Below are 26,021 nucleotides of genomic sequence, written 5' to 3'. Positions count from 1 at the left end.
TGCCGTGGCCTATTTCGGTGACCGGGCTGATCTCCTCACGGATCGAGGTTTGCGCCAGCCCTGGCGCGAATGTGGCCTTCCGGTCAGAGCTGAGCACTCTCGTCAGCCTGGTCCTCGTCGTTATCCCCGCCAGCCGCGGCCTCCGGTTGCACGCTAATGAGCTCGAGGCCGAGATCGCGCAGCCGGTCGAGGATTCCGTAAAGTTGTGACTGGTCTTTGACTTCGCCGGTGAACACGGTGTTGACTGCGCCGCCGTGCAGGGTCATCCCGTCGAGTGCCGACGCCAGCCGCTCGGTCAAGCGGCCCTGAACGCAGATCTGGTATATCGTCGGCTCCACTCGCTCCTCCGCTCGCCCGCCGTTGATCCAGCATTCACCGCCGCAGGGTGAGTGATCATCATCCAGCAACCAAATTCACCCGGGTGAGTTTGTGTTATGAGCACCGTGCGCAGCCACCGCAACCTGGGTTTCGGTGGAGGCCCGCCATTGAAACGAAGTTGGCGGATGCGGTCGTTGGCACACGGCACGGCTGACGACGGATATGGCGCTTCGAGATGATGGTTGTTGGCCGAGGCTTTGCGTCCGATAGCCCAGCGGTCTTACGCGATACCGTATTCGTTTATCTTGCGGTAGATGGTGGCTCGCGACATTCCCAGGTCGCGTGCCGCTTCTTTCTTGTCGCCGCCGTTGTCTTGCAGGCTACGGACAATCGCGTCGCGCTCCAGGGCTTCCATATGGGTCAGCGTGCGCCGGGTTACGGAGCGGCACTCTGGCGGCAACTTGTCGGCGCCGATAGTGCCGGACCGTTGGTGGGCAACGGTTTCGGTCAAAACCCGCCGCAGCTGCGGAACGTTGCCCGGCCACGGTAGTTTGCTGAGTTGGCGCATGGCATCGGGCGCCAGCGCCACATCAGCGCCCCGGGTGATCTCGTGCAGCAGCAGCGGCACGAGATCCGAAAGGTCGTCAATCCTGTGTCGCAGAGCAGGCACTGTGACGGTATGGGTAAACATCGACAGCAGCTGCTCGAGCGGTGCTGAAGGAGGAGCGCCGCTGCTGGTCGCCGCGACCCATCCGCGGGAGGCGCGCGCGGCCAATATCGAGGTAATCGCTTCGAGTGTGTCGTTGTCGATGTCGTCCACGTCTGCGACCACCAGCGCGAAGTCCTCCTCGCTGGACTCGGCTGCCAACTCGGCAACGAGACGCGCGGCGCTTGGAAACATTTCGGCGCGCATCACCCGAACAGTTCGGCCCGGTTTCACGTCCTGCCCGACCGCCTGCGCCAGCCGTCCTCGACCGGATCCTTTCTCTCCCACGATCATCACCCATTCTCGGTCGCGGCAGTATTGCCGCACATGCCGGCAGCAGCGCACCCAGGCGCTGTTGCGACCTGCCAGGCCAGGGACGTAACTGCGCGACGGCGGGCCGACTCCGGCGGGGTGCGAGCTGGTCTCGGCGGAAAGATCAACGCAGAAAACGACATTGGTGCGGCCGTTGCGCTGTGCCGACCGATCGGCAGCAGTCATTTTGGCGATGCGTCCGCTCGGCAGAACAGCCAGCGCGGTGCCCGGCGGTGTGGAGGTGAGCAGATCGGAGGCATGTTCGAGCAGCGCAGTCTGCTCGTTACCGTTAAGCGTCCGACGCAGGTACGGATTCATCAACACCACCTCGCCGCCGATCGCAAGGACACCGCTGGAAGACCGTTGTGCCTGCCGCAAATATGCCTCAAAGAGGGCGGTGTCGCCTTCATGAGCCAGCGCACGCATCCGATCCTCGATGTGGCGACTGGCGCTGGTAGCCAGCGCGAACAACAGTGGATCGGATTCGTCAGCCAGACAACTCAGATTAACGGCGCCGATCACCCTGCGCGTTATCGGATCACGGATCGGCGAGCCCGCGCAAGCGAAACCGGTGAACATCCCGACGTAGTGCTCGCCGCCGCGAATGAAGGCGGGCCGGCCAATCTCCAGCGCGGTGCCAATCCCGTTGGTGCCCGCGACCTCCTCAGCCAAGCTATAGCCCGGTGCAAGGCTGATCGCGTCTAACGCTTTGAGGATGGACACTTCTGCGGCGCTCCGTTCAAGCACCACACCATTCGTTGATGTCAGGACAACGCTGACAGCTTGCGCAGCTAGATCATCGGTTACGCGCTGCAGCACCGGCGCGGCCGCGCGCACCAGCCGCGAACCCTTATTGGGTTCGCGCACGTAGGGTAGCTCGACCCGGTCGGGGTGAACGTGCAGGAGCTGGGACCTACGCCAGGAGTCCAGCACACTGGGCTGCAGAATGTCGTCGACTGAGCGCACCGCGTCAACGGACCCGACGGTCAGGAACTTTTCCCTGACCCGCTCAACTTTGGGCGTATGGCCGGCCTGCGACCTCATCCTCCACTACCTCGACCTCGGCTCGCCGTCACTAGCCGTGACCCGTGACCGTCCCTGCGGCTGGACGCACCCGTCCCTGGCTACAGGCGTCAAACATCTTCCCAGACGCCAGACACACTTACTGTACGCGCGGCGGCGGCGTTACTCAGACGAACCGACACGTCCGCGGGAAGCCAAACAGGACGACGATGACGGAGGGTTCAGGCCGCCCTCTGGCGTCTTACTTCAAGTCGCCATTCACGTCATGTTGAAACGCTCACCATCCGCGCGCGGCGCTGTCATGAGGCGCATGAGCCAACGCATCGATGGGCGACGGGAAGAAATACCGTGAGCGGGCACGGTGTGAGGGTGGCTCAGTAGGAATTCCTTGGTCCGTTGGGGGATGCAGATCTGTGGCTGTCTGTGCCGAGCAACCGACGTGGGCACCACAGTTTGGCCAACTGCGCAGTCGATCGCGATTGACAGGAAATGGGGCCAGGAGCACGCCTACACTGAGTCCAGCGCTAGCGTTGGCGAGAACTGTGGACGACACAACTTGGAGGTCTTCCACCCGCCTACTTCACGTCGGTGGGCGGCGGTTCGCGTGAGCACCGCGAGGGCGTCGGGGAAGCTGCGCATACCGCCGATTCGCGGTCGGGCGGGCGAGTTGAAGGTGATCGGCGCGCTGATCGATGCGCTTGCTCAGGGGCGCGGCGGAGTACTGGTCATCGAGGGGCCGCCGGGCATCGGGAAGAGCCGCATGCTGACCGAGATCTTGGCGCTCGCCGAGAAGGCCGGTGTTCGGGCACTATTCGGCGAGGCGTTCGAGTACCAGCAGACGGTGCCGTTTTTCTCGTTGTTCATGGCCACGCTGCGCGCTGATCCCCCGGTCGGTGATGTTGAGGCGCTGCGCAGGCTGGGCGGCTCGGCGGATCTGCGCTACTGGGTGGTGCACGATCTGGCGTACGCGATTCATGCGGCGGCCGCGCAGACCCCCCTGGTGGTTGTGTTGGAGGACATCCACTGGGCCGATAGCGGAACCCTGCTGGCGCTGCGGGTCGCTGGCCACCGTCCGGCCGGATGCGGCGGTGTTGTGGGTGGTGACCGCGCGCACCGGGGCGGGCGGGGCGGGGGTTCAGGAGACGTTGTCGGTGCTGCAACGCACGAATGCCACATTGTTGCGATTGGCAGCGATGACGCCGGACGCGGTCGCCGACATGGTCTGCGACGCGGTGCGGGCGAGGGCGGATGCGTCGCTGCTGAGTCTGGCCGCCAAGGCGCACGGGAATCCGTTTTTAGTCAGCGAACTGGTCGGTGGTCTTGGCGAGGAGGGTCGGCTCGAGTTCTCCGGTGGGCGTGCCGCGGCCACCGGATATGCGCTGCCGCGGCGGCTGCGCGTCGGTATGCAGCAGCGACTGGACCTGCTCTCCGATAGTGCTTCGGAGGTGGTGCAGGTGGCCGCGGTGTTGCCCGACCGGTTTTCGGCCGGACTGTTGGCCGCGATGCTGGACCGCCAGCCGGCATCGCTGATGTCGGCGCTCGAGGAGGCGGTGCGTGCGGATCTTTTCGTCGAAGATGGTGAGCGGCTGCGGTTTCGGCATGACTTGCTGCGCGAGGCCACCCCGGCAGTCGTTACCCCAGTCGCTGCGCCGAGCGATGGAGCGCCAATCGGCGTCGGTCATGCTGGGGATGGGCGCGGCCCCAGCCGAGGTCGCCACCCAGTTGGCGCGCAGCGCCGAGCCCGGGGACCGAGAGGCGATCGACGCGCTGCGCCAAGCCGCGCAATCGGTGGGCCGCGGCGATGCGAGCGCGGCCGCGGACTTGATCAAGCGTGCGTTGGAGCTGTTGCCCGCCGACGACGCTGAGCGCGGGTCACTGGTCGCCGAAACGGTGGAGTTGCTCAACCGGGCCAGCCGCTACGGCGAGGCGGAAGAATTGGCCGTTGCGGCGCTCTCGGAGGCGGCGTCGCCGGAGGAGGAGGCCGAGATTCGCCTCCGGCTCCCGACGATCAATACGCACAGTGCCCAGCGACGCGTGGAGGAGAATCGCCGAGCGCTGCAGTTGGGCGGCATCAGCGAGGTCACCCGGGCGCGGCATCTTGCCTTGCTGGCGTACAACCTGCTGTACGACCAACGTGGGCAACTCCGCGGGGCGGCCGACGAGGCCGCCGCGGCCGCGGCATCAACCGGTGATCTTGAGTCGAAGATCGTCGCCGATGTCACCCTCGCTTGCCTCGACTGTGCGGACGGGTATGCCGACCGCGCGCTGCGCCGCCTCGAGAAGACTCGTGGGCTCGACCGCGCAAGTGATCCGACGGCGGCCCATGGCTTGCTTGCAGCGCACCACGCGAACCTACTGGCGGTGGTCGGCCGGTTGGATGACGCTGCAGCTCAGATCGCCAACGGAAAAGAGCAAGCCAGCCGGGAACGCAACGCGATGGCCCTCGGTATCTGGGCCGATATCGATGCCTGGGTCCATCTCGCAGCGGGTCGGTTGGAGGCAGCTCGCGCCGAGGTTGAATCCCTGCCGCACCCACGCCGGACAGGCCCGACCGACCTGGACATGATCCGCATGGCGCTTTTGGCCGAAGTAGCAGTGCACACCGGCGACCGAAACTTGCTGCAGGAGATGGCCGATGACGCTCGTAACGCCTACCCCACCGGCGGAACTACGGTACGTCGAGCAGCGGCGCACGTGCTCGCGCTGGCGGCGTGGCAGCGCGGCGACGTCCATGACGCGATGCGCTGGCTCGGCGACATCACCTTGCTCGGGACACCCATTACGCCTGAGGTCTTGGATCTCGTGATCTTGGCTGGGCGGGTGGCCTCGGCCGCCGGTGATGCCGGCTTGCGCGCACGTGTCCTGCAGGCCGCCGAGGCGCTGGAGCGCGAGCGACCACCCGTGCCGCTGTTCTCGGGGGTCGCCGGATACGCCCGCGGGATACTCGAACGTGACGTTCAGGCATTGGTGGCTGCCGCGAAGTTGCTCCCCTCGTCGTCGCGGCCGCTTCTTTACGCAAGCGCCGCCGAGGACGCCGGCGGCGAGTTGAGTCGCGCACAGCGCAATGCTGAGGCGCTCGACCAGCTGAACGCGGCATTCGACACCTACATTGAGTGCGAAGCGATTGCCGATGCCCGCCGCGTCGGCCGCGCGCTGCGCCGATTAGGCGTGGAACGGCGCATCGTCACGCACCCACGGGCAAAAACGGGCTGGGACAGCCTCACCGACTCCGAACTCACGGTCGTCCATCTGATCGCCGAAGGCGCGACCAACCGCTCCGTCGCGCAGCAACTGCACCTCTCCCCGCACACGGTGAAAACGCATCTACGCAACGCCTTCGCCAAGCTCGACATCACGTCTCGGGCTCAACTGACGCAACTCATGCGCCGCCAGTATTGACTGGCGCGTCAAATATCAAGGCCACTAGGTATACACCGATCCCGGCCTATAGATCAGCCGTTGACCGATGGTGACGGCTGTGTTCGCCTGCCAACGTGAGAGAGGACACAGAGGAATCGAGAAAGTGATGATGAGCACCTTGTTGGGAATGTTGATGATGATGCCGGTGGTGTTCGCCGTCGGTGGGTACGCGTTGGTGTCCCGACGGCCATGAGCCCACGATGACGGACGGTCCAGCTCGCCCACGGGCGTCTCACTTTGAGACGCCAGTTCACCTCATGATGAGACGCTCACCATCCGCGCACGGCGCTGTCATGAGGTGCATGAGTCAATGCATCGATGGACCTAGAGGAGAATTACAGTGAGCGGGCACAGTGTGAGCGCAGCTCACGAGAAAATCATTGGCCCGTTGGCGGCAAACGGGTCCGCCAGCCTGAACGGGCATCGCCAGCGCCCGGAGGTAATCGGAAAGAACGCATCTGATTCAAGAGCAACTTCGCGATCACCGCGCAGAACGAGCCCGGGCGGTTCCGCAGCGAGCGACGGGGAGGCCGAGAAGCCAAGGCCCACCCAGGATTTGTCGACGCCGAGTGTGCCCGCCCGGACGCTCGGTTCAACTGAGTCGCGGAGTTCGGACATGCTCAGGTCAGATGGACCTAGCGACAACCACATCGCAGAAGGCGCTGAGCGAGCAGTTCTGCTCGCCACCAAACTGCACGTCCCGGCGATCGGGGGCGAGGTTGTTCAGAGGGCAACCCTTTTAGACGCCCTGTCGGCGGGACGACGCCGCAAGCTGACCCTGCTGAGTGCGCCCGCGGGCTGGGGCAAGACGACATTACTGGCGCAGTGGGCTTTGAGTGCGGGCCAGGACCAGCGGTTCGGCTGGCTGTCGCTTGATTCGTCCGACAACGACCCGGTGTGGTTCTGGATGTACGTGGTCGCCGCGCTGCAGCAGGTCAGTCCGGGGGTGGGGACTCGCGCGGTCGAACTCCTGACGATGGGCGCCGACCCGGTGCAGGTCGTTCTGCCTACCCTGCTCAATGATCTGGACACAATCGAGAGTCCGATGGTGCTCATTCTCGACGACTACCACCGCGTGGCAAATCGAGCGGTTCATGAGCAGATGGCATTCGTTATCGGCCGGATGCCGGCGAATCTTCGGTTGGTGTTGGCCACCCGCTCGGATCCGATGTTGCCGTTGGCTCGGCTGCGGGCCGCCGGCGATCTCCTCGAGATGCGAAGCGACGATTTACGTTTCGGGGTTATTGAGGCGGGCCATCTGCTGAACGATGTGCTCGGACTGGACTTGACTGACGACGATGTTCAGCTTTTGCACCGACGCACCGAAGGGTGGGCTGCCGGCCTCTACCTTGCCGCGCTCTCGCTTGCCGGACGCCGTGATGCCGCCGCATTCATCAGGACCTTCGCCGGCGACAATCGTCATATCGTCGACTATTTGATGGCCGAGGTGCTCGACAGTCAGTCAGCGCAGATGCGCAGTTTCCTACTGCGCACATCGGTCTTGGGACGCCTCAGCGGTGCACTGTGCGACGCGATGCTGCAAACGTCTGGCTCGGCCTCGGTCTTGGAGAAGATCGAGCACGAGAACCTGTTTGTGGTGCCACTGGACATGTCGCGTCGCTGGTATCGGTATCACCATCTGTTCGGCGAGTTGCTGCGCGCCGAGCTGCATCGCAGCGAGCCCGATCTCGTCGCGGTTCTGCATCGACGAGCTGCGGCGTGGTTCCAGGCCGAGGGCCTTGTTGATGAGGCGGTGCGCCACCTGGTCGCTGCCGGCGACATCGCGGCAAGTGCTGATCTGATCGCCGCGGACTGGGTCAACGAATTCAACGGTGGCGGCCTGTCGACCGTCTCGGGCTGGCTCGATCTGCTTCCCGACGAGTCTGTTCGACAGGATCCGCGACTGAGCGCGGCGCGGGCCTGGATCGCATTGAATGCGGGCAAGTTTGATGACGCGCTCATGTGGATCGAGGCCGTCGAAGCCGGGCCTGCGGCCGACACCGCCGATCATGGCAGCCTCGACGCTCAACTTGTCGCCCTGCGTGAGGTCCACGCGTTCAAGACCGGTGACGTCGCTGCGGCGCTCGAGGCGGCTCGCCGCGCGATCACCCTCGACTTCGACGACGCACTGCAGGCCCGGTCGGCCGCGTGCTGCATGTATGGATCGGCGCTGTACTTCTCCGGCAGCATCGGCGAGGCCCAAGCCACCTTCCGGGCGGCCGTGGCGCTGGCCGAGAAGATCGGCGATCGGCGCCGCCGTATCTATGCGCTGGGTTATCTCGCTTTGATCGCGGCCGAATCCGGTCAGTTCGCAGATGCCGAGCACCACATTCGCCGAACAACGGGCATCGGTACATACCCGGCGGGTGGCGAGCACTTCGTCAACGCGATCGTGTCGCTAGCGGCGGCCACCATTCTTGATGTGCGTGGCGATGCGGCTGCTGCCGCGGATGCGGCTTCCCTGGCGGTCAGCTTGGCCCGCAAGGGGGGAGGAATCCTCGAACTTGCCAAGGCGCTGGTAGTCAGAGCCACCATCCTCGAGGACGTCGGTGATCACGAGACGGCGGCGGCCAGCCGGAATGAGGCCGGCGCGCTGCTTCTAGGCTGTACGGACGCCGAAATAGCGCAAACGGTGCTCACTTCGGCCCAGCGCGGCAAGTGCGTCGCGCTAAGCCCGCGCAACCAGGGGAACACGGTTGCCGAAGAGCTCACCGCCAAAGAACAAGAGGTCCTTCGGTTGCTGGCCACCCGACTGTCGCGCCGTGAGATCGGCCAGCGGCTGTATGTCTCACTGAACACCGTGAAGACCCACCAGCGCGCCCTGTACCGCAAACTGGGCGTTGAGGACCGCGCCGCGGCGGTCGCCCGCGCCCGTGAGCTCGGTCTGCTCTAAACCGTCGAGCGACACCTTGTCCAAGCTGGTCCTTTCGTAAATCGCCGCGGCGGCCGGAATCCCGCGATAATCACCCGGGTGAACCGGCCGTAAGGGTGATGACCAATAACCCCGCTCGGCGGAAATCTCATGGTGAGCGGACTTGGCCAGCTCTGATCAGACCGGCACAACCAAGCCGGACCCCGCACGGCGCGGTGACCGGATCGAGAACAAAACGATCAAGGGCAAACGGTGGCGCGCCACGAACCAAGTCTGGGAAGGAACCAGGACATGCATTCAGACGTCGACGAGCGATGCCTGGCACCTGCTCGAATATCAAACAGAACCCCGCTGCTGAGCCGCCCGGTTGCTGCTCGCGCGATGATCGGTCACCGCGCGTTTGCGCCGCTGTGTCAGCTGGGGTTCCTCGATAACGGATTCCGGTGCGCCCTGCCGGCGGTGGCGTACGTGGAATTTCACATGGTCGGGCACTGTCACCGCTTCGACTGTGACGCGCACGGTAATGCGTGCGGTTTTGTGTGTGCTGATCATCTAGACGCACTGGAATACACCGCGCAATGCACGGCGGCAGAAATGCAGCCCACGGCGCTGCGGCGATTGTTCAATCGTGTCGCTCGATGCCCGACGTGTGGCAAAACTCTCGTGAGCGCATTCGATATCCTGCAAGCCGTGGTGGCACTCTGATGCCAAACACGTGGGCAGCAGAGGCATTCATTCGTGGCCCCGCCTCGTACCGCGACCATCTGGCCGCAGTCGCTCTCAGCGTCCGCCAACCACCCAGCGCAGCGTGAGATGACCGCTACATTGGCGCTATCTGCGAAGGCGAGGTCGGCTGGATGATCATCGCCGGCGCCGTCTCGGTTGATTTGTCGATCATCTCGGACGCGAACGTGACGTGGATGCTTGCCGATGCAGGCCAGTGTGTGTCTGACGGGTCATGAACCTCAGACCGGCTGATGTTGCCGCTGGCCGTGTTCGACAGGCTGCCCCGCTGGCTAGACGGTTACACCGGCAGCCCAGAAGAGCCGCAACTACGCACCATGGTTGCCGAAATTCGGGCACAGCAGTTCGAGCCGGTTCCATTGCACACCCACCCGGCGCAGCGTGACGATTCACGGCGCACCGCCGCGTCTGCGTGCAGGGTTAGCGTCGCGCGTTGATGCAGGGAGTAGGCCGAGTTCGTGACGTTGTCATCGTCGGATCAGGTCCCGCCGGCTACACCGCGGCGCTCTATGCCGCACGCGCGGGACTCGACACCCTGGTCGTCGAGGGCCATCTGCCCGGCGGTGCCCTGATGGCGGCGGGGCAGATGGACAATTACCCCGGCTTTGCTCAGCCCGTGTGCGGACCCGGCTTCGCCCGCGCCCTGCGCGCACAGGCACAACGTTTCGGCGCCGAGTTCCACACTGGCGACGTCGACGCATTCGATCTGGAAGGCGAGGTCAAGTCGGTCGCCATCAACCACCACCTGCGTCACGCTTCCGCGCTCATCCTCGCTATGGGCGCAGTCAACCGGCCCCTCAACGTTCCCGGAGAGCGTGAGCTGCGAGGCAACGGAGTCAGCGCCAGCGCCAAACGCGACGGTGACAAGTTCGCTGGCTGCGACGTCGCCGTCGTCGGGGGCGGTGACGCCGCCGCCGAAGAGGCGCTGTTTCTTGCGCCGCTGGCCCGCCGCGTGACCGTCATCCGCGGTAGGCGCCGATTGCGTGCATCGACTGGCATGGCTGCCCGGCTGCGCGCTCAGCCCAATGTCGTTGTCGTGGACTCCACCGAAGTGCTCGCCGTAAAGGGCCGACACCACGTCACCGGGCTGCGCGTGCGTAGGGCCCACACCGCCGCCGAGTACGAGATTGACGTCGACGCGGTATTCGTGGCCATTGGTCAGACCCCTCGCTCAGATCTGCTGGTGGGACTGGTTGACCTCGACACGCGCGGCTATGTCCTGACCCGCGACGACAGCACCCATTCCAACGTAGATGGGGTTTTCGCCACCGGCGACCTGATCGACCACCGGTATCGCCAAGCGGTCACCGCCGCCGCCAGCGGCTGTCAAGCCGCGATCGACGCGCAGCGCTGGCTCACCCATTCACGCACTGCCACAAACAACGTCACCATCAGTAAGGACAACGCGCCAAAATGACCAGTCCCATTCGATCACTGTCACCGATGCCTCGTTCATGGCCGACGTCCTCGAAAGCACCACACCGGTACTGGTGGACTTCTGGGCGCATTGGTGTGGTCCATGCCGCGCCGTAGCGTCAGTGCTCGAAGAAATCGCGGCCGAAAACATCGAGCGCCTCACCGTGGCCAAACTCGACGTTGGCGCCAACCCCCTGATCGCTGAGCAGTACCAGGTGGTGTCCATCCCTACCCTGGTCGTGTTCAAGGGTGGCCAACCGGTCGCCCGCATAGTGGGGGCGCGCGGAAAGTCTGCGCTCCTCAGCGACCTCACGGACTATCTCTGAAGACTTCGTAGAGAAGCGTTCGCACCAAACTCAACACGAATGCCGTGCCCGGTCAGCCTATGTCCCGGAGCGACTTCAAGAATGGCGATATTCGACGCGGCTGCCGGCCTCTCACCCGGGTGAATGGCGCAGTGGGCGAGGACAGCTCGTCCCATTACGCGGCATGATCATTGCCGGGAGCCGACGCGATAGGGAATGGAGCACGCACTGATGGGGAATTCTGAGTTTGATGACGTGGCGGCCCATCTGCTTGAACCAGAAGAAAGCCTGGACTCAGAACAGACTGGCATCGACCTGGACGAAGGCTATTCACCCCCGGAGAGTCCGCGAGAACTGGGGGACTGGGGGCTGACCGCCAGTGAAGCGCGTACCCATGAAAGTCTGGCGCGCCGGCTGGCCCGTGAGGTGCCCGAAGTGACCGACCGATGGGATGGCGACGGGATCGGTGACGTCACCGACAGCGATGGCGAGCCGATCGACGATCAGGTCGGCGACAGCCGTGCAGGTCGGCTCGTCGCGTTCGGCGTCGACCCCACAGATCCCACTACCGATTACCGTGCTCACGATGTGGGGATCGACGGCGGCGCTGCGTCGGCGGAGGAAGCGGCCATGCATATCATCGCGGATGAGAGCACCATGGCCCGGGATCATCTTTGACCCGTGGCTGTGATACGCGAGATCATGGAAGGCGAGACCGCGCAAGGTGCCGAGGCAATGCTCTTGCTCAGGCCTCGCTGGAAGACCGCCGACGCCGTTGTCGACTTAATTGACACCAAGCTTCGGCCGACGGGCTATCGGCTGGCCGGCGCTTTCGAGCATTCCTCGGGTGCGGCGGTATCAATCGTTGGTTTCCGCGAGCTGTGGTCGACCGCGTGGGGGTACTACATGTACATCGACGATGTGAGCACACTGGAGACAGCGCGTGGCAACGGATTTGCAGACGAGCTCTTGCGGTGGGTAATCGCTGACGCTAGGCGTCGCCGGTGCGAAGCAGTCCACCTCGATTCAGGCGTGGGAAGCGATCGGGCAGCGGCACATCGGCTGTACATGCGCAACCGCCTGCGGATCTCCGCTCATCACTTCTCGCTCGAAGTCGACAGCTGACGAAATCCGCGTATGGCATTGCTGATGCGCGCGAGTCAACAGCGTCATTCTGTCGAGCACCCACTGCGGCGCCCCGCAATTACACAGCGCAGGACTTAGATACCTGCTCGATGTCGCGTTCGTGGCCCCGGTCCGTCCTCACCCGGGTGATTGGGGCAGCAGGGTGAAGACAGCTCACCCCTAGGCCGGCCAGGCTTGTCTTTCGACAGACCTCCGCAGCGATCACCGACTGTATGGCGCCACATAACCATACGTGCAATGCGGTGTAGCAGCTGAAGGAACCAGAGAAAGGAAACTCGCCAGTGGACGCAGAGTTCGACGGTAAGAAGATCGTTGTCGTAGGCGGCAGTGCCGGCATGGGACGTCAAGCCGCGGTGGACGTCATTGATCGCGGTGGCAGCGCGGTGATCATAGGACGCTCGAAAGATCGTGTCGATGACACTGTGGCCGAGCTGGACCGTCGGGGTAGAGCCTGGGGGATCGCTGCCGAGCTGACCGACCGATCCGCAGTTACCGATGTGCAGCGCGCGCTATCCGAGCACCACGGCGACGCAACGCTGATGGTCAACGCGGCCGGCTACTTCATCCCAAAACCCTTCCTGGACTACGACGCCCAGTCCTACGATTCGTATCTCGATCTGAACTACGCACTGTTCTTTCTCACCCAGACCGTGGTCGCGGGCATGATCGCCAACTGTGCGGGGGGCTCCATCGTCAATATCGGCGCGATGTGGGCGCATCAGGCGATCGGCGCGACGCCGTCGTCGGGCTACTCCATGCAGAAGGCGGGATTACACGCCCTCACCCACAATCTGGCGATCGAGCTGGCTCCCCATCAGATCCGAGTCAATGCTGTCGCACCAGCGGTGGTGAAAACGCCTCTCTACGAGAGGTTTATCGCCAAGGAGGAGATCGACGCAACACTGGCGACGTTCGCGCCACTGCACCCGCTGGGCCGCGTCGGCACCCCGGCCGACGTGGCGAACGCCATCACCTTTCTGCTCTCCGAACAAGCAAGCTGGATCAGCGGCACGATTCTCAACGTTGATGGCGGCGTCATGGCCGGCCGCAACTAGCCCACCGGGATCCGCGGCAAAAACAATCACCGCACCACCACGAGGAGCACCTCCGATGCACGACTACCATAAGAATCCGGCCGCGATCGCCGCGTTGCGCCCCGAGCAGTACTACGTCACCCAAGAAAGCGGCACCGAGCGACCCTTCACCGGCGAATACCTCGACAACCATGAACCAGGCGTCTACGTCGACGTGGTGTCGGGTGAGCCGCTGTTCGCATCGGTCGACAAGTTCGACAGCGGTACCGGCTGGCCGAGCTTCACCAAGCCGGTCGACGGCGACAACATCGTCGAAAAGTCCGACCACCGCCACCACATGGTGCGCACCGAAGTGCGCTCGCGACAGGGCGACAGCCACCTAGGGCATGTTTTCAACGACGGACCCCGGTCCAAGGGAGGCCTGCGCTACTGCATCAATTCCGCGGCTCTGCGCTTCATCCACCGCGACAACCTCGAGGCTGAGGGCTACGGGCACTACCTGAGCCTCTTTGAAACCGCGGACAGCTCTGCGACGCAGGCCGATTCAGAACTCACAGAGCCGCAGCGATGACGACGAGGACCGCGATACTCGCGGGTGGATGCTTCTGGGGCATCCAGGACCTCATCCGCCTGCTGCCCGGCGTGGAAACGACCCGCGTCGGCTATACCGGCGGCCAAAACGAGCACCCGACCTACCGCAACCACCCCGGTCACGCCGAGGCGATCGAGATCACCTACGACCCCACCAAAACTGATTACCGTGCCTTGTTGGAATTCTTCTTCCAGATCCATGATCCAACCACAAAGAACCGCCAGGGCAACGATGTCGGCACCAGCTACCGCTCGGCGATCTTCTATCTCGATGACGATCAGAAGCGCATTGCATGCGACACCATCGCCGATGTCAATGCATCGGGACTGTGGCCTGGCGCAGTGGCCACCGAGGTGACGCCGGCCAGCGACTTCTGGGAAGCCGAACCAGAACACCAGGACTATTTGCAGCGCTACCCCGGCGGCTACACCTGCCACTACGTGCGGCCGGAGTGGAAATTGTCTGACCCCAGTGAATCCGGTGGCGCGACGCGCAGCACGGTTGAGCCGAGCCGTCATGAATGAGTGCCACGCGATGTGGTGTCACCGCATGTCGGCGCGTGATCGGCAGATGCTGACCGCCGCGTACTTACCGGTCATCGCTTTCGGCGCCGTGCTGCTCGCCGTAAAAATCTCGCGGACACCGCGACACCAGCCGCAAGCGGGTCGGCGATGACGCAGAACATCATTCTGAGTGCGCTGTCAGCGGCGGGAGTGTCGGTCTGGCTGGATGACCTATCTCGTGACCGCCTGACATCGGGCAACCTGCAGCAGCTGATCGACACCAGAAGCGTCGTGGGCGTCACCACCAACCCGTCGATCTTTCTGCACGCGATCTCCCATGGCCAGGCCTACACGCGGCAGCTCACCCAGTTGGCCGAAAGTGGCGCCGACGCCGATTCGGCCATCCGCACCGTCATCACCGATGACGTCCGGGCGGCCTGTGATGTCCTGCGCCCGCAGTGGGAAGCCTCCCGTGGCGTGGACGGGCGGGTATCGATCGAGGTCGACCCGCGGCTGGCCGACGACACCGAGGCGACGGTCAGCCAAGCCGCCGAGCTGTGGAAGATCATTGACCGGCCCAACCTGTTCATCAAGATTCCCGCCACGACGGCCGGGATGCCTGCCATCACCGCCACGGTGGCCGAGGGCATTTCAGTCAACGTGACGCTCATCTTCTCCGTCGAGCGTCACCGCCAGGTGATGGATGCGTATCTGGCCGGGCTGGAAGCTGCGCAACAAGCCGGGCGGGACCTCACCGGAATCCATTCGGTGGCTTCGTTGTTCGTCTCCCGAGTTGATACCGAAATCGATCAGCGTCTCGAAGCGATCGGCACTGATGCCGCCATGGCGCTGCGTGGACAGGCGGCAATCGCCAACGCTCGCCTGGCCTATGCGGCCTACCAGGACGTATTCGAAGCCGGAACACGTTATGCCGCATTAAGTTACGCAGGCGCCCACGTGCAGCGGCCGCTCTGGGCATCGACCGGGGTGAAAAATCCTGCATATCCCGACACCATGTACGTCACCGAGCTGATCGCACCGCACACCGTGAGCACCATCCCGGAACGCACCTTGGAGGCGCTCGCTGACCACGGTGTCATCGTCGGCGACTCCATCACCGGCACGGCCGCCGACGCCCAAACGGTGCTCGACGACGTCAGCGCGGTCGGCGTCGGCCTAGAGGATGTCTTCAGAGTGCTTGAAAACGACGGCGTCGCCAAGTTTGCAGCCTCCTGGCGCCAACTGCTCGACGCCTACCCCACATCAGCGGAGACCGCCGAGAATACGCAGGGCAGGGGAGAACCGGACCGTTGACAACCCACGCAGCCCTAATCGGAGAATTGCAGAGCCGGCGTCCCTTTCCGGCGCGGCCGGGTCCCAAGGGCACGGTGCTCTACAAGCTGGTGACGACCACCGATCACAAGGTGATCGGCATGATGTATGTCGTCGCGTGCTTCGCGTTTTTCTTCATCGGCGGGCTGATGGCGCTGTTAATCCGCACCGAACTGGCCGCGCCAGGCCTGCAGTTTCTGTCCAACGAGCAGTACAACCAGCTGTTCACCATGCATGGCACGGTGATGCTGCTGTTCTACGCCACCCCGATCGTGTTCGGGTTCGCCAACCTGGTCCTGCCGCTTCAGATCGGCGCCCCGGACGTAGCGTTCCCGCGGCTGAACGCGATGTCTTTCTGGCTTTTTCTTTTCGGCGCCTTTATCGCGCTGGGCGGCTTTGTCGCCCCCGGCGGGCCGGCCGACTTCGGCTGGACCGCTTACACCCCGCTGTCGAATGCGATCCACTCCCCGGGTGCGGGCGGGGATCTGTGGATTCTCGGTCTGATCGTCGGCGGCCTGGGCACCATTCTGGGCGCGGTCAACATGATCACCACCGTGGTGTGCATGCGGGCCCCCGGCATGACCATGTTCCGGTTGCCGATCTTCACCTGGAACATCCTGGTGACCAGCGTGATGGTGCTCGTGGCGTTCCCGCTCTTGACCTCTGCGCTGTTCGGGTTGGCCGCCGATCGCCACCTGGGTGCGCACGTCTTCGATCCGGCCAACGGCGGTGTCCTGCTGTGGCAGCACCTGTTCTGGTTCTTCGGTCACCCCGAGGTCTACATCATCGCGTTGCCGTTCTTCGGCATCGTCAGCGAGATCATCCCGGTGTTCTCGCGCAAGCCGATCTTCGGCTACACCACGCTGATTTATGCGACTTTGTCCATCGCCGCGTTGTCGATCGCGGTGTGGGCGCATCACCTCTACGCCACAGGCGCGGTGCTGCTGCCGTTTTTTTCGTTCATGACGTTCCTGATCGCGGTGCCGACGGGTATCAAGTTCTTCAACTGGATCGGCACCATGTGGAAGGGCCAGCTGACGTTCGAAACACCGATGCTGTTCTCGGTGGGGTTCCTGGTGACGTTCTTGCTGGGCGGTCTGTCGGGTGTGCTGCTGGCCTCCCCGCCGATCGACTTCCACGTCACCGACTCGTATTTCGTGGTGGCGCACTTCCATTACGTGCTGTTCGGCACGATCGTGTTCGCCACCTATGGCGGGGTGTATTTCTGGTTCCCGAAGATGACCGGGCGGTTATTGGATGAGCGGCTCGGCAAGCTGCATTTCTGGCTGACCCTGATCGGGTTTCATGCCACGTTTTTGGTGCAGCACTGGCTGGGCGCTGCCGGCATGCCACGGCGCTATGCCGACTACCTGCCCTCCGACGGGTTCACCACGCTGAACATCGTGTCGACCATCGGGGCGCTCATCCTCGGCGCCTCAGTGCTTCCGTTCGTGTGGAACGTGTTCAAGAGCTGGCGTTACGGCGAGCCGGTCACCGTCGACGATCCGTGGGGTTACGGCAACTCGCTGGAGTGGGCGACCACCTGCCCGCCGCCGCGGCACAACTTCACCGAGCTGCCCCGAATCCGGTCCGAGCGACCAGCGTTCGAACTGCACTACCCACACATGGTCAAGCGGCTACGGGAGGAATCCCATGTTCACCGCATCCGCAGCGAGGCGCATCAAGATGATGCCGTGACGACCGGGACAACATCCGAGAAGAGGGCACCATGATGCGTCACTTCAATGCGACTATCGAGTGGCTACCCGGACTTCGAGATGGCTTGCATCCGGTGCAAGAACCCGGAGGCATGATGGCGGCACGTCTTCTGGAACGCCCCATCAACGAGGTCCTAAACATTGGTGAGGGCGAGCGCCTTTGTGACTCCACGAGGGTCGACAACAGGGTGCGTCCGTTTCGGGTGATCAGTCAGTGTTCCAAACCAGCCGAATGGATCTACGTGATGAAGTGCTGCGGAGGTCAGTCACTGGCATGCGATCCGTGCCATGAGCAGCACCTACAGCCCACGCTTTATCTGCGTTACTGCGCCCACTGTTCGCATCAGTTCGGCACCCTGGGCGACGGCGCGCGTGCGGTGTATCGGGTGTAGGGCGATGGCCTCTGCGACCCGCATCGAAGCATCAACAAATGCGCTACGAATGGTTTCGCTCACACCTTTGCGGTGAGTCAGCTATCAAGCCCAATCGATTGGAGACATCGTGATGGAAAACTGGGATGCTGTTCGCCTGACGCATGTCGTCGCGGGTACGGCGGTTCTCGGTGGGTTGGCGGCATCGCTCGTGAGTTGTAGCGGTAACGGTTCGAACGCGCCGTCGACCACGCAACCGCCGACGACAACCCCCACCACGCAGTCCCCGACCTCGTTCGTTCCCGCGCCCGCGCCGACTGAAAAAAGTGTCAATCCGACCGGAGGGAACGTGTTCGCACCGACGGTTCACGCGCCACCGGCGCCGACGGCAATTCCCGGGAACAGAGAAAACACTGGATAGGCCACCGACAACGAGCCCGAGATGATGGATGAGTCGTCACTACGAAGGGGAGCACGAATGACTATTGTCAACAAAGGCTTTCGCGGGCGCCGCGCTGAGTCGACGCGCGAGTTGCCGCCCGGTCAGCATCTGACCGCGGATTTCCCAGTCCTGCAGGCCGGACCGACTCCGCGGATCGATCTCGATGATTGGCGGTTCACCATCCGCGACGGGCACGGCGCCGAACACGTGTGGACCTGGACCCAGCTGAAAGCATTGCCCAGCGAGCGGCTCACTGTCGACATTCATTGCGTCACCACGTGGTCCAAATTGGACACCAAGTGGGAAGGCGTTTCGCTGGACAAGCTTTTCGAATCGGTGGACGCCACCGCGGAGTTCGCATTGGTCGGTTCTTACGGTGGCTATACCACCAATATTCCGCTAGCCGATCTACTTGGTGGGAAGGCCTGGATCGTCGACGCCTACCAGGGCGAACCACTTACCGCGGTGCACGGTGGTCCGGCGCGGCTGCTGGTGCCCCATCTGTATTTTTGGAAGTCCGCGAAGTGGGTGCGGTCCATTGAGTTGCGCGACAGCGACATACCCGGATTCTGGGAGCACCTGGGTTATCACAGCTACGGTGACCTGTGGCGAGAACAACGCTACGCCGGGGATTGACCCGTGGAGGATGGGCCGACACCCCATTTGCAGTGGCGGGTTGCGCGGGTGGTGAACTCAACGCCGGAGACCGAATCCGCGCGAACGATCGGACTTGCGGTGCCGGGCTGGGGCGGCCACTTGGCGGGCCAGCACATTGATCTCAAGCTGACCGCTGAGGACGGATACAGTGCACAACGCAGCTATTCGCTGAGCAGACCGGCCGACGGTGAGCGCATCGAGCTCACCGTGCAGCAGATCGACGACGGAGAGGTCTCGCCATATCTCACGGCTGTGCGCCCCGGCGAGGAGATCGCGCTTCGCGGACCCATCGGCGGTTGGTTCGTTTGGCGGCCGGCTGAGGAGGCCCGGATTTTGTTGGTCGCTGGCGGCTCGGGCATCGTGCCGTTGATGGCGATGCTGCGACAGCGGATATCGGCGGGCAGCGGGAAGTTTCGGCTTGTCTACTCGGTGCGCAGTCCCGCCGACGTCTTCTACGCCCACGAGTTGGACCGCCTCGAACGCGACTTCGACTGGTTGCAGGTCGCTTTGGTCTACACCCGGGCCGTCGCGCCGCCGATCACCCGGCGGCCGGGTCGGGTCGGCTGTGGTGATCTCGCGGCGCCTGGATGGATGCCCGACGACGGTCCGCGCATCTACGTCTGCGGCCCAACGGGATTCGTTGAATCGGTGGCCACGAAGCTGATCGGGCAGGGACATTCCCCATCGGCCATCCGGACCGAGCGGTTCGGACCGAGCGGCTAATTCAGGAAGAAGGAAAGATGACAGAACCGACGCACCTCGACGGTAACGCCGCAGCAGGCGCCTTCGCTAAAGTGCTGGGATTCGATGTCACCACTGCGATCGTGACATGCGCGGGATGTGGTCGGGTCGGGGCTTTCGCCGAGACTCACATCTATCAACGCGCCCCGGGTATCGTGGTGCGTTGCCAGAGCTGCGACCATGTGCTGGTCCGACTAGTGCAAACCCCGACCGACGTGCGGCTGGACCCACGCGGCGCCCAGTGCTGGCGCATCCCTTTCCCGGCCGGCTGATGGAGTCGCTCGACGCGCTCGCCAGTCGGGTGCGCACCGCCGACGTCGTGGACGCGGTGGGGCGACTGCATCAACATCGCTGTCATATCAACGACTTGGTGAGCCCAACGCCCGGTCGCCGGCTCTTCGGCCCCGCGGTCACCATCTCGTACTTCCCGGCGTGCCAGGCCGCCCGTCCGCCCGAGCGCTACAACTTCAAGAGGCTGCTCCACCAGGCGATTGAACGCGGCGCCGGCGGGCGCGTGCTGGTCTTGGCCAGCAACGGCTACCCCGAAGCGTCACTGGGCGGTGGAACAAAGCTGTCGCGTGCCCAGAACCATCGGCTGGCCGGCATTCTCGCGGACGGGCGGCTGCGCGACTTCGCCGAGCTTCGGCACTACGACCTGGCCATCTACTGCCGTGGTGAAACCACGCGATGGGGCGGCGACATCGTCACCCCATACGAGGCGAACCGGCCGGTGGTGATCGGCGGGGTGGCGGTCTGCCCCGGCGACTACGTCTTCGCCGACGCCTCCGGCGCCGTGGTCATACCGGCCGACGATGTGCAAGCCGTGCTGCACGCGGCCATCCAGGTCGTCGCAGCCGACGCGGCGTCCATCGCCACCATCAGAGGCGAAACCCGAAACACGCCGAGAGACAGTGAGAAGTGACTAGTGCGCTGCAGAACCCGAGCGCCATTAGGGCAGCGTCCATGATCGGCGGGGAATGACTTGATGTCGCTCGATGAGCGGGCCGAGGAGCTAGATCTGCGACCACTTATGTCAAGTGCAGTAGATGAGTTTGCGTCGGCGCAGCGCTGGCTCGCATGGTAGGCCGCGGTGCGCTCACCCGGTTGCTCGTAAAATTCGATCGGATCGAGCTGGCGATGACCGGCCCAATCGATTCTCGTGACAGCACGCTGATGCACTCTCAGCGCTGGTCGTCCGTTGTCGTCGCTCCTAGCGCTTGGTGTACGGAAGCAACCACTATCGAGCCCGCACCCACCGCCGAGGCGACCCGTCTGATCCATCCGGATCGCACGTTTCCGACAGCTGAAAGCCGGCACGGCTGGTCGCCGGCGGTCGCGGCAACAGGTATGTGAAACACATTGGGAATGTGGCGGTCGACGTCCGGATCGGCGAAGCGGTAGGGCTGGCGGTTGCGCCACCCACCCATCGTCACCCATGTGTGCGCCGACCCGCGTCCTCCGATCGCTGAACGGTTGAGCTCGCCGGTGAACTGCTGCTCCCCATACTCGTGCACTACTTGTGGGATCGTGCTGGGGACACATAGACCTCGATGAAGCTGCTGAGGACGAGGAAGATCTCGGCTGCTCGCCAGCCAGGCTCGTACAGCACGGTGCCGCGCGGCTGATTTCGCGTCGGACTTCCCGCTCACGCTGTCAGCGCATGCGCGGCACGACGTGACTATCAGACGTCGCGCCACTCGGACCGGTGCCGGCGGTACCTCTCATTGCCGTCCTTCCGCTGCCCACACGGCCGCCGTAGGCTCTGGCGATGCTGGAGAACTCCGAGATCCGGTTCCTTGCCCTCGGCGACCGTCGCGTGGCGTACGAGATTCGGGGGGACGGTCCACCTCTCGTCGCTCCGGCATGGTGGGTGAGCCACCTCGAACTGGACTGGCAGAGCCCGGCATTTCGGCGGTTCTGGCAGGGCGTCGCGGATGGATACACACTGATCCGCTACGACCGTCTCGGTGTCGGCATGTCGGACCGTACGGTGCGGGACGCGGATCTGACCATCGACGGGGAAGTCGCAACGCTGCGTGCGCTGCTCGACGAACTCGGGCTCGAGCGTGTGTCGCTCGTCGGGGGCTCGAGCGGGAGCTGCGCGGCGATCGCGTTCACCGCGGCAATTCCGGAGCGCGTGGAGCGCCTGGTGCTGTACGGCTCGTACTCCGATGGCGCAGCGATCACCGCTCCGGCGGTCTCGGAGGCGATTCTCGCGGCGGTACGCGCGCACTGGGGACTCGGCTCGCGTCTGCTCAGTGACATGTTCCTCGGTGATGCTGATCCTGCGGAGCACCAAAGCTTCGCGCGGTTTCAGCGGGAGGCGGCGACCGCCGAGACCGCGGCCGCCTTGCTGGCCCTCGTCTATCGCCTCGACGTACGCGGGCAGCTTCCTCTCGTCCGCCGGCCGGCGCTGGTAGTACATCGTCGCGACGATCGCGCTGTGCCCTACCGACTCGGGCGTGAGGTCGCGGCCGGGATTCCAGGCGCGAGGTTCATCCCGCTGCAGGGCAGCGCGCACTTCCCCTGGCATGGTGATGTCGATTCCGTCATCCGCGCGTGTCGCGAAGCGCTGGGCCCGGCGCAGCCGACGCCAGAGCATGCGAGCGAGCCGGGACCGGTCCTGCTGTCCCGTCGTGAGCAGGAGATCCTCGCCTGCGTCGCGCGCGGTCTCAGCGATCGCGAGATCGCCGAACAACTCGTGCTCAGCCCCCATACCGTTCACCGCCACGTCGCGAACATCCGCAGCAAGCTGGGCCGCACCTCGCGGACGGCCGCCGTCGCCGAAGCCGCGCGTCTCGGCCTGCTGTGAGGTAGCCCGAAGGGGCCATCTCCAGAAGATGGCCGCTTCGGGCGATGCGGGCATCCTTGCGCGGCTCGTACGTTCGCCGGATGACAGATATCGCCGATTCCGGAGTTCACGCGAGCGCACCGTCGGCCGCGTGGCTTCGGATTTTCGCCCTCGTGTACGACCCGTTTCTCTGGCTGAGCGAGATCACAGGCATGCGCCGCATGCGGAGCGCGCTGCTCGGCGGCGCCCGCGGCCGCGTCGTCGAGATCGGCGCCGGGACCGGGCTGAACATCGCGTGTTATCCCGACGGCATCGCCGAGCTGGTGCTCGCCGAGCCCGATCCGGCGATGCGCCGGAGACTCGCGCGTCGCCTGCAGCACCGCAACGCGGTGGATGCGCGGATCGTCGACGCGCCTGCAGAGCGGCTTCCGCTGGCCGATGCGTCCGTGGATACCGTCGTCTCGACACTGGTCCTGTGTACCGTCGATGACCCCGACCGGGTGCTCCGCGAGATCGCCCGCGTGCTCCGCCCGGATGGGCAGCTGCTGTTCATCGAACACGTGCGCGCGAGGTCGCGGTTCCTTGCGGCCTGCCAGGACAACCTGCTCCAACCATGGCGCCGCTTTGCAGCGGGCTGCTGCTGCAACCGCCGCACCGTCGAGCTGATGCGCGCCAACGGCTTCGGGGTCGACGCCGACGACGCCGTGTGGCGCGCAATGCCACCGATCGTCCGTCCACTCATGGTGGGACGGGCGACTCGATGAGCCCGGACGGCCGTCGACCAAATGCGGCGCTCTAGTGATCTGCGCCGTGAATCTCTTGGTAGAGGCGATGCCGTCCCGCAGCTGGGTCAGTTGCTCTGTGAAGCTGTTGATGGAGGCGATGCCGTCCCGCCGGGGCACCGTCATCTGCCCTGTGCAGCTGTCGGTCGAGGCGGTGCCGCCCGTAGCGCGGTTGCTCAGCCGGTGGCTGCGGTTCGACTGTCGGGGGCTGGTCGGCGGCAACGAGCAAGTCCCCGATGCGGAAGTCTCCACCCGATACGTCGGGCAGGTTGGGCGTCTCGAGTGTCTTGATGCCGCCGTTCATCCGGAGCAGGTCGACGAAGACCTCCGCCACAATCCCGCCGCCGACCGCGCCGAGTTCCGCACCCCCCGTAGTGAGTTCGGCTTCGCGAAGCACGTAATACCAGAGCGGCGTGCCCTCCGGGAAGACGGGTTCACCGGTGACCGGCACATCCATCGCCCCGGCGATGTCCTCGCCCGAAGGCACGTCGTAGAACTTGGCACGCACGAGATTGCGGAACGCGAGCACGTTCGACCCGCCGCCCTCCGCACCCGGGATCGGCAATTCGAACAGCGACGGCGCGATTTTGGTATCGATCGCCCGCCCGGTCAGCGCGGGATCCTCGGTGCCGGCTCGCGGAAGCTCGGCGAAGAAGTTGTTGAAGTCGATGATCAAGTTCGCCGGTAACTGACGGCCACCGCGCAGGTCGGCCACGGCGGGGTCGAGCGAGAACACCCGTACGCCACCCGATGCGTCGTTGATGTTGTAGGCGTTGCGAACTTGGGAGTGGCCGAACCGGAATGCCGCCGCCGAGAACTCCACCGGGGTCATCGGGGCGTCCTGCGACCCCGGGTCGTAGAACCCGGCCGTGACGGGCCGGCGCAGCGCCTGGTCCACCGCTTCCTGGCCGACGATCTGCGGCAGATAATCATTCAGCACGACATAGCGGTAAGCACCAACCACCGTCTGGCGTGCCTGATCGAACGACATGCCCTGGTCGATCAGCGAGTTGTGCAGCCTGAGGAACGACAGATGAATCTGGGCGATGATCAGGTTCTCGTCGTTGCGGTGCTCCACCAGGTTTGCGCTGCCATCGGCGTTGCGCGGCAGGTCTGGTGACACGCCGTCGGTGGCGGTGCCGATCAAGAATCTGTCGCCGTCGTACAGCTCCGGGTTCTTCTTGAGGCCGCCCCCGTACACCGAGTCGAGGTCGAACGCGAACGAGCGTCCGTTCACGAGCCCCTCGACGTCGACCGTGTCGGTTGGCTGCGGCTCGTTGTCGAGTGTCAGGTCGTGATCGATGAACTGGCCGAAGAAGGTGATGCCGGCGGTGGTGCCCTTCGGATTCGCGATCGCCACCTCCTCCAACATGGTCTGGGCGAGGTCGGCGAGTTGCTGATTCGTCTGCTGGTTGAGCGGAGGGAGCGGCTCCGTGCTCTCGGTAGATTCCGCGACCGGGAACATTCGCCCAAAGCTTGACGGGTCCTGCGCCCCCTCCGCCCGGCGGCGCACCCAGGCGAGCACCGTCCACAGCGCCGGCGAGTCGACGGGGTTCAGCGGGCTGTTGGACGCGAACGGACTCAGGCCCACAGATGCCAGAACCTTTGACACGACTTCGGTTACGGGCTCCGGCGGTGCCGGCGGATCACTGATCGCACCCGCAATGACTTGCATCTCGCGAGTATCCGCCGCGGCCACGGCGAGGCCGCCTACCGAGTCCATCGCAGCTTCGGTCGTGGTCTCCGGTTCAGCGGTCGACACCGGGGTCGCGACCACGCGGTCGATCACCGTTGACTGCTGGTTCACCGAGGCCGAACTCGCCGATGCGGTGCGGCTCGTCAGGGCGCTGCTGGGAGAATTCGGTGACGTATGCGAATCCCGTTGCGGCTCGACCTTTGTCGTGGACTCAGGAGCAACGTCCGCCGACTCGACCGGAGGCGTCGCGGCCGGATGCGGGGTGGGCATAGCTGCCGTTGGTGGCTCGTCGGGCGAAGCTGCGGAGACGGCAGAAGGCTCCTCGGTTCCGCTGGGTGTCGGCTCAGCTGATGCGGTGGTGTCGCTGCTTGACGGGGCAGAGGCGGTGAGCGCGCCTCCCGAACTCTGCACAATCCCCGAGCGTGGGTCTGCCGTCGAAACCTGACGTGGAGACGAGGACGAACTGGTGTGGGAGTCACCCGAACTCGGCGCCGTTTCAGACAACGAATCTGGTGTAGAGGCGGACGCCGAGTCCGACGACGTTGTTGACGCCGTCGATTCCGAGGCCGTACCGGTCGCGGACTCCGACGAGGAACCCGACGACGTCGACGACGAACCAGACGACGATCTGGAAGAACCTGTGTCGGTAGGTTCGGCGAACGCCACTGCAGGCGTGCTCGCCATGGCGGCTCCGACGCCGAGCGCGAAGGCCAAAACGCCTGCGCGGACGATGTGTTGCGCCTCGGCCGGCATTGCGCTCAGGGGAGAACCGGCGCGGGCACCCGGGCAGCTGCCTCCGGAGCCGACGTGGTCGGCGCGCTGGAAACCTGGCCGGGGGGCGGCGCTCTTGGTGACTTTCTGGGACGCGGGCCGACGATGTTTGGCCGTCGTAGTGGACTTCCGATGCGACCTACTCATGGCGCTGTGGTGTCCTCTCTGCCGCCCAGGAGACAACTTGTCCTGTTCGGGCTGGAGAGGCTACTGGGCCGGCGTTTGCTCTCGAGGTGGAGCGTCGTCGGTCTCACTCCGGGGGCCGCAACCAGCTCCAGGTCCGATTTGGGTGGACCGATGAGTGGTCCAGGCCCGCCAGTGGGAAATAT

The 26,021-nt window shown here is 64.6% G+C and carries 21 protein-coding genes and 1 pseudogene; 18 read left to right on the top strand and 4 right to left on the bottom strand.

Annotated features, from left to right (window positions below; all coding sequences use genetic code 11):
• Window positions 1–83: 83 nt before the first annotated feature.
• A complete protein-coding gene (locus tag ACVWWN_RS37485) occupies window positions 84–338 on the bottom strand; it encodes a hypothetical protein (RefSeq protein WP_457148380.1) in 255 nt (84 codons plus the stop codon).
• A 260-nt stretch (window positions 339–598) separates the two neighbouring features.
• Window positions 599–2,380: a sigma-54-dependent Fis family transcriptional regulator gene (locus tag ACVWWN_RS37480; protein WP_457148379.1), complete on the bottom strand. Its 1,782-nt coding sequence runs from the start codon at window positions 2,378–2,380 to the stop codon at window positions 599–601.
• Window positions 2,381–2,963: 583 nt separating this feature from the next.
• Between ACVWWN_RS37480 and ACVWWN_RS37475 the strand changes: the two are divergent.
• Window positions 2,964–5,758: pseudogene (locus ACVWWN_RS37475) on the top strand (ATP-binding protein).
• Between the two features lie 24 nt (window positions 5,759–5,782).
• On the opposite strand, the gene ACVWWN_RS37470 reads toward ACVWWN_RS37475, so the two are convergent.
• Window positions 5,783–6,004 carry a hypothetical protein gene (locus tag ACVWWN_RS37470; protein WP_457148378.1) on the bottom strand — a complete coding sequence of 74 codons (222 nt, stop codon included), beginning with the start codon at window positions 6,002–6,004 and terminating at the stop codon, window positions 5,783–5,785.
• A 391-nt stretch (window positions 6,005–6,395) separates the two neighbouring features.
• On the opposite strand from ACVWWN_RS37470, the gene ACVWWN_RS37465 reads away from it, so the two are divergent.
• The 16 genes from ACVWWN_RS37465 (at window position 6,396) to ACVWWN_RS37390 (ending at window position 23,207) form a co-directional block, all read left to right on the top strand.
• Window positions 6,396–8,672: a LuxR C-terminal-related transcriptional regulator gene (locus tag ACVWWN_RS37465; protein WP_457148377.1), complete on the top strand. Its 2,277-nt coding sequence runs from the start codon at window positions 6,396–6,398 to the stop codon at window positions 8,670–8,672.
• Between the two features lie 1,159 nt (window positions 8,673–9,831).
• Window positions 9,832–10,812 (top strand): NAD(P)/FAD-dependent oxidoreductase, encoded by a 981-nt coding sequence (locus ACVWWN_RS37460; RefSeq protein ID WP_457149427.1) that lies wholly within the window; start codon window positions 9,832–9,834, stop codon window positions 10,810–10,812.
• A 37-nt stretch (window positions 10,813–10,849) separates the two neighbouring features.
• The gene (gene trxA, locus ACVWWN_RS37455; protein ID WP_457148376.1) at window positions 10,850–11,137 is read left to right on the top strand and encodes a thioredoxin; all 288 of its coding nucleotides are present in this window, start codon (window positions 10,850–10,852) and stop codon (window positions 11,135–11,137) included.
• Between the two features lie 195 nt (window positions 11,138–11,332).
• On the top strand, window positions 11,333–11,794 hold the full coding sequence (locus ACVWWN_RS37450; RefSeq protein ID WP_457148375.1) for a DUF5709 domain-containing protein: 462 nt from the start codon (window positions 11,333–11,335) through the stop codon (window positions 11,792–11,794).
• 3 nt (window positions 11,795–11,797) lie between these two features.
• A complete protein-coding gene (locus tag ACVWWN_RS37445) occupies window positions 11,798–12,241 on the top strand; it encodes a GNAT family N-acetyltransferase (RefSeq protein ID WP_457148374.1) in 444 nt (147 codons plus the stop codon).
• A 302-nt stretch (window positions 12,242–12,543) separates the two neighbouring features.
• Window positions 12,544–13,317: an SDR family NAD(P)-dependent oxidoreductase gene (locus tag ACVWWN_RS37440; RefSeq protein WP_457148373.1), complete on the top strand. Its 774-nt coding sequence runs from the start codon at window positions 12,544–12,546 to the stop codon at window positions 13,315–13,317.
• A 55-nt stretch (window positions 13,318–13,372) separates the two neighbouring features.
• Window positions 13,373–13,867 carry a peptide-methionine (R)-S-oxide reductase MsrB gene (msrB, locus tag ACVWWN_RS37435; protein ID WP_457148372.1) on the top strand — a complete coding sequence of 165 codons (495 nt, stop codon included), beginning with the start codon at window positions 13,373–13,375 and terminating at the stop codon, window positions 13,865–13,867.
• Window positions 13,864–14,412: a peptide-methionine (S)-S-oxide reductase MsrA gene (gene msrA, locus ACVWWN_RS37430; RefSeq protein ID WP_457148371.1), complete on the top strand. Its 549-nt coding sequence runs from the start codon at window positions 13,864–13,866 to the stop codon at window positions 14,410–14,412. The genes msrB and msrA overlap by 4 nt, the downstream gene beginning before the upstream one ends.
• A 147-nt stretch (window positions 14,413–14,559) precedes the next feature.
• Window positions 14,560–15,705: a transaldolase gene (tal, locus tag ACVWWN_RS37425; RefSeq protein ID WP_457148370.1), complete on the top strand. Its 1,146-nt coding sequence runs from the start codon at window positions 14,560–14,562 to the stop codon at window positions 15,703–15,705.
• Complete coding sequence (gene ctaD, locus ACVWWN_RS37420) at window positions 15,702–17,456, top strand: aa3-type cytochrome oxidase subunit I (RefSeq protein WP_457148369.1); 1,755 nt, start codon at window positions 15,702–15,704, stop codon at window positions 17,454–17,456. The genes tal and ctaD overlap by 4 nt, the downstream gene beginning before the upstream one ends.
• Before the next feature lie 834 nt (window positions 17,457–18,290).
• Entirely contained in the window at window positions 18,291–18,890 is a 600-nt protein-coding gene (locus tag ACVWWN_RS37415; RefSeq protein ID WP_457148368.1) for a sulfite oxidase-like oxidoreductase, read from the top strand.
• Window positions 18,891–18,893: 3 nt separating this feature from the next.
• Complete coding sequence (locus ACVWWN_RS37410) at window positions 18,894–19,634, top strand: ferredoxin reductase (RefSeq protein ID WP_457148367.1); 741 nt, start codon at window positions 18,894–18,896, stop codon at window positions 19,632–19,634.
• 17 nt (window positions 19,635–19,651) lie between these two features.
• Complete coding sequence (locus ACVWWN_RS37405; RefSeq protein ID WP_457148366.1) at window positions 19,652–19,924, top strand: DUF6510 family protein; 273 nt, start codon at window positions 19,652–19,654, stop codon at window positions 19,922–19,924.
• The gene (locus tag ACVWWN_RS37400; RefSeq protein WP_457148365.1) at window positions 19,894–20,574 is read left to right on the top strand and encodes an RraA family protein; all 681 of its coding nucleotides are present in this window, start codon (window positions 19,894–19,896) and stop codon (window positions 20,572–20,574) included. The genes ACVWWN_RS37405 and ACVWWN_RS37400 overlap by 31 nt, the downstream gene beginning before the upstream one ends.
• Before the next feature lie 846 nt (window positions 20,575–21,420).
• Complete coding sequence (locus ACVWWN_RS37395) at window positions 21,421–22,464, top strand: alpha/beta fold hydrolase (protein WP_457148364.1); 1,044 nt, start codon at window positions 21,421–21,423, stop codon at window positions 22,462–22,464.
• Between the two features lie 80 nt (window positions 22,465–22,544).
• On the top strand, window positions 22,545–23,207 hold the full coding sequence (locus tag ACVWWN_RS37390; RefSeq protein WP_457148363.1) for a class I SAM-dependent methyltransferase: 663 nt from the start codon (window positions 22,545–22,547) through the stop codon (window positions 23,205–23,207).
• A 31-nt stretch (window positions 23,208–23,238) separates the two neighbouring features.
• Here ACVWWN_RS37390 and ACVWWN_RS37385 read toward each other — a convergent pair whose 3' ends face one another.
• Window positions 23,239–24,900 carry a peroxidase family protein gene (locus ACVWWN_RS37385; protein WP_457148362.1) on the bottom strand — a complete coding sequence of 554 codons (1,662 nt, stop codon included), beginning with the start codon at window positions 24,898–24,900 and terminating at the stop codon, window positions 23,239–23,241.
• 61 nt (window positions 24,901–24,961) lie between these two features.
• On the opposite strand from ACVWWN_RS37385, the gene ACVWWN_RS37380 reads away from it, so the two are divergent.
• The gene (locus ACVWWN_RS37380; RefSeq protein WP_457148361.1) at window positions 24,962–25,366 is read left to right on the top strand and encodes a hypothetical protein; all 405 of its coding nucleotides are present in this window, start codon (window positions 24,962–24,964) and stop codon (window positions 25,364–25,366) included.
• The last annotated feature ends 655 nt before the right edge of the window (window positions 25,367–26,021 follow it).

It is taken from the genome of Mycobacterium sp. URHB0021 (genome assembly GCF_054057895.1).
The sequence above is the reverse complement of the archived record's forward strand: the minus strand, read 5'-3'. Positions and strand labels throughout refer to the sequence as shown.